We start from the raw sequence: 4,232 nt of genomic DNA on the forward strand, positions 1-4,232 counted from the left end.
TGAGTTATCTATATTTCAATGGATAGAAACGTGGTATAACAGAAGAAGGATACACTCTTCTTTAGGGTATAAATCTATAGAAGAGTTTAAAATAGAAATGTTTAATCAAAAAGTAGCTGCATGACTCTTATCTAATTGTCCACTTTTTTATTGCAAGTCCAGTTGGAAACCGTTTTTAAATCGGTCAGTCAGTTAATTCTATTTTTGTTTCTAAAGAGGTTTCAATATTTTTTGAATAAATCTATATTGACCTTTAAATTTTTAGCAATAAAAAACTTAAGTGATGTTATTAAAACCCCTATGCCGTATATACAACTTCTTTTAAAATTTATAGAAGAAGCTTCTTCAAAGTATTTTGTTGGACACGTTATTTCCGCAATCTCATATCCTTCAAAACATATTTGAGCTAACATTTGATTGTCGAAAATAAAATCGTTCGAGTTTTTGTTATAACTTATTTGTTTCAAAACTTTTGAAGAAAATGCTCTGTAACCAGTATGGTATTCGGAGAGTTTTTGCCCCATTAATATGTTTTGAACTAATGTTAGGCATCTATTAGATAAATATTTGTAAAAAGGCATGCCTCCTTTTAACGCGCCTTTACCTAAAATTCTAGAACCAAGAACAACTTCGTATAAATCATTCGCAATTAAATAGCACATAGAATGTATTAATTTAGGTGTATATTGGTAATCTGGATGTAGCATTATAATAATATCTCCATTCAATTCTAGAGCTTTATTATAGCAGGTTTTTTGATTAGCCCCATATCCAGAGTTGATATCATGTCTAATAATATGTTGAATTTTTAATTTTTTTGCGACATCTTGCGTAGCATCATCACTATAATCATCTACAAGAATAACCTCATCAACTATATCTAAAGGAATTTCATTATAAGTTTTTTTTAACGTTTTTTCAGCGTTAAATGCTGGCAATACAACTATTATTTTTTTGTTATTAATCATTGTGAGTTGTAAAATTTTAATTAAAAATTGATTTTTGGTGTTTGAAATTGATGATTATTTTAGTGAATTTTGATTAGTTCTAACTCGTTTTTTTTATAAATAGATTCTCCGATGGTTTTTAACCATTGATTAGTTGAATTGTTAAAATCAACATTTTTATAATTGATTAAAATATAGTCGGGGTGGTATTTGTTTATAGTAACAAGTCTTAATGAATCTAGATTTTTTTTGATGAAAAATGAGTTAACATCATTTCTTCTGTCTTCAAAATCATTAATCCAATAAAGAGGATGGTCTGAAGCGATGACTTTTCCATTAAAAGAAGGAATAATCCAGTTTGATTCACTATCAGATAGAATAATATCATTTGGTTTTACTAAGCGTTTAAGAAATGAGAATCTATTATAATATTCAATATCTTTTTGTTTAAATATTCCAAGAGTTACATGACCTAATTGTCTAAAATTTAAAGAAATGGAAATTATAATTGCCGAAAATAAGAATAATAAATAAATCTTATTAAATGATTTTGGTTTACTTACTAAAAAAATGATGCTATATGCAATTAGAAAATGAGAAAAAAGCATAGCACTTGATATCACTCTAGAAACACCATGAAAATTAAATACATAACCTCCAATATAGACCAATAGTAATGACATAATAGTTAATGAGAAAAACATAACAATAGAATTTTTATTTAAAAAAATAAAACTAGGTATTATGAATAAAATTGGCCAATTCTTTTTAATGATATCAGAGTACATTACTAGAGATTGAGCGTGGAAATCCATATTATTACTATTACCAATAAATAAATCAATAATGTTAAAATATGGCCAAAATAGGCTCAATATTAAACTAGGAAATATCAATATAAATGATTTAATGAAACATCGTTTTATTGAATAATCATTAGAAGAGAAAGTTAAAGTTATTATTCCAATATATAATGTTATAGCAGTTGTAGGATGCGAAATAAAAACAATAGAGCTAAACAAAATTACAATTAGGCTATCTCGTTTATTGTTCTTTGAAACTATACCTAGACTTAATAAAGTCAAAGACAAGGCAAAAGTAGAAGGGTATGGTAAAACATAATGTAGTGTGAAAATATGAGAAAAACCACTCCAAACAAAGGGTGATTCTCCCCAAAAGAGCATAGTAAGAATTAAAGAAGTAGAAGCAATTGTTATATGATTTTTTTTAAAAATACGTTTAGAAAAATAATAGAAACTGGTTATGAAGAAAATGAGATTAAAAAAAGCAAACCATGCTAATGAATGAATTGAATTGAGTCCAGTGATTTTTGAAAATGAGGCTACAAGAACTGAATATGGCGAAAAAAAAGCATGAGGAATATCTGATTTTATTATTGGATTATTGGGATAAATTAAGTTTTTTGACAATTCATTTACTACAGCTGAATGTTCAAAAAAATCACCTTTCCATTCGCCTTTTAAAATATAAAGTGTTTCAAAAATTATCAAAACTCCAGCAACAATGAAATAACTGTTAGTTGTTATAAACCTTTTATACCTCATAAATTGCTAATTAAATAATTTATTAATAACTGTCACTGCTCCTTTAATACTCTCCCAGCCAATCATGATCAAAACCTTACGTTTATAAAGCAAGTTTCATTTTGGTTTTTATCAGTGTTTTAATGTTTTCCAACGTGTTTGTATAAGAATAGTGCGTAGTTTGAGTGCGAGGATTTTCCGAAGGAAAATCAGAAGCAAACAAATGAGCACTAACTTTGTATTGAGGAATAAACTTACGCATTATTTTTATACAACTTAAGTTTGTCTTTAGTTAAATTAGATAAATAAATTAGAAAGAACAAAAGAGAGGATTAAGGTTATTTTATACGGTGAAGCTTCAGACTTCGGGAGCATTGCTAATCCCCTCTCTTTTCTACTAAAATTTCGTTCAGTTCTGTGAGACCTGGATCTCGATTTTAAGTTGTTGAAATCAAAGTAGACTGTTCTTTCAAAAATTCAGTTCTTATGAATAAAAACACAGAAATTTTCGGAATAGACATCAGTAAAGACGTGTTTGATGTTTATAGCCATCAAAAAGGGCATCAGAGTTTTTAAGAATGATGCACAAGTCTTTAAATCATTCTTAAAAGAGATCACCAAAGATGCTTTGGTTGTTATGGAAGCCACAGGTTATTATCACTGTCTATTTGCACAGTTTTTACATAAAAAGAAGGTACAGGTATCAGTAGTAAATCCTTTATCAGTGAAGCGATTTATCCAGATGAAGTTAGCTAAGGTAAAGACCGATAAGAGTGATGCCAAAGCGATCTGTGAGTATGGCCACATGAATGAGGTTCCTCTATACACAGCATTAACAGATGTACAAGCGGAATGTTTACAGCTGTTCCGATTGCTGGACAATTATTTAAAGAAGCGCACCCAGATCAAGAACAAGAAGCATGGCGAGGAAGTTTTAGGGATTCCATCAAAGTATGTCTATGGGTCTTTGAAACGCGATTTAAAGCACTTGGACAAAGAGATAAAGGGAATAGAAGATAGATTGCTGGAACTGGTAAAACAAGACCAGCAACATCAACTGACGCTATTGAAAAGCATACCGGGGATGGGAATGAAAACAGCGTTGTTTTTAATAGTGGTAACCGATGGTTTCAAGAAGTTTGAAACGGCCTCACAACTCTGTAGTTATGTTGGCATTACTCCAACCATAAGGAAATCGGGCAGTAGTGTAAGGGGCAGGAGTAGGATAAGTAAAGTGGGAAACAAAAAGCTCAGGAACCTATTGTTTTTATGCACATTTTCAGCCTGTAAACATAACAAGTCATGCAGGGAGATTTATGAGCGTATTGTAAACAAAAGGAGGAGCAAAAAACTGGCGTTGATAGCTGTGGCGAATAAGTTATTAAAACAGGCATTTGCTATTGCAAAATCGGGAAGACCATACGATGAAAACTTTGTTTCAAAATTAGTCTAAAAAGACTTGTTTTTTAACTCAGTTCTTTGTTGGCAACAGTATTTTATTCAGATGCTAATTCAATTGCTCTTTCCAATACTTCATCACGTCCTTGTCTTAATCCGTTTATTGTTGGTTTAATCTTTATATCTATTTTAATTCCTTTTCTTTGTGTTTCCGAACCATCTGGATAAAGAAGTCCAATCCCTGAAAACGTTGTTTTATAACCTCCAAGATATTTAAACGTCACAACGTCACCATCGGCACCTGCCGTTTGGCTTCCAATGGTAATTACATTGTCGCCTGTTT

4 protein-coding genes are annotated in these 4,232 nt (G+C 30.4%); 1 reads left to right on the forward strand and 3 read right to left on the reverse strand.

Going from position 1 to position 4,232, the window contains the following annotated elements:
* Positions 1–221 precede the first annotated feature (221 nt).
* Both ACQY5W_RS12900 and ACQY5W_RS12905 read right to left on the reverse strand, forming a co-directional pair.
* On the reverse strand, positions 222–968 hold the full coding sequence (locus ACQY5W_RS12900; RefSeq protein ID WP_428025380.1) for a glycosyltransferase family 2 protein: 747 nt from the start codon (positions 966–968) through the stop codon (positions 222–224).
* Between the two features lie 59 nt (positions 969–1,027).
* On the reverse strand, positions 1,028–2,458 hold the full coding sequence (locus ACQY5W_RS12905; protein ID WP_428025381.1) for a hypothetical protein: 1,431 nt from the start codon (positions 2,456–2,458) through the stop codon (positions 1,028–1,030).
* A 571-nt stretch (positions 2,459–3,029) separates the two neighbouring features.
* Here ACQY5W_RS12905 and ACQY5W_RS12910 point away from each other — a divergent pair.
* Positions 3,030–3,944: an IS110 family transposase gene (locus tag ACQY5W_RS12910; protein ID WP_428025382.1), complete on the forward strand. Its 915-nt coding sequence runs from the start codon at positions 3,030–3,032 to the stop codon at positions 3,942–3,944.
* Between the two features lie 43 nt (positions 3,945–3,987).
* Here ACQY5W_RS12910 and ACQY5W_RS12915 read toward each other — a convergent pair.
* Positions 3,988–4,232, reverse strand: a 245-nt coding sequence (locus ACQY5W_RS12915; protein WP_428025383.1) for a hypothetical protein, incomplete at its 5' end; no start/stop codon positions are given.

The sequence above is a fragment of the Arcobacter sp. genome (assembly GCF_050300555.1).
Lineage (GTDB): Bacteria > Campylobacterota > Campylobacteria > Campylobacterales > Arcobacteraceae > Arcobacter.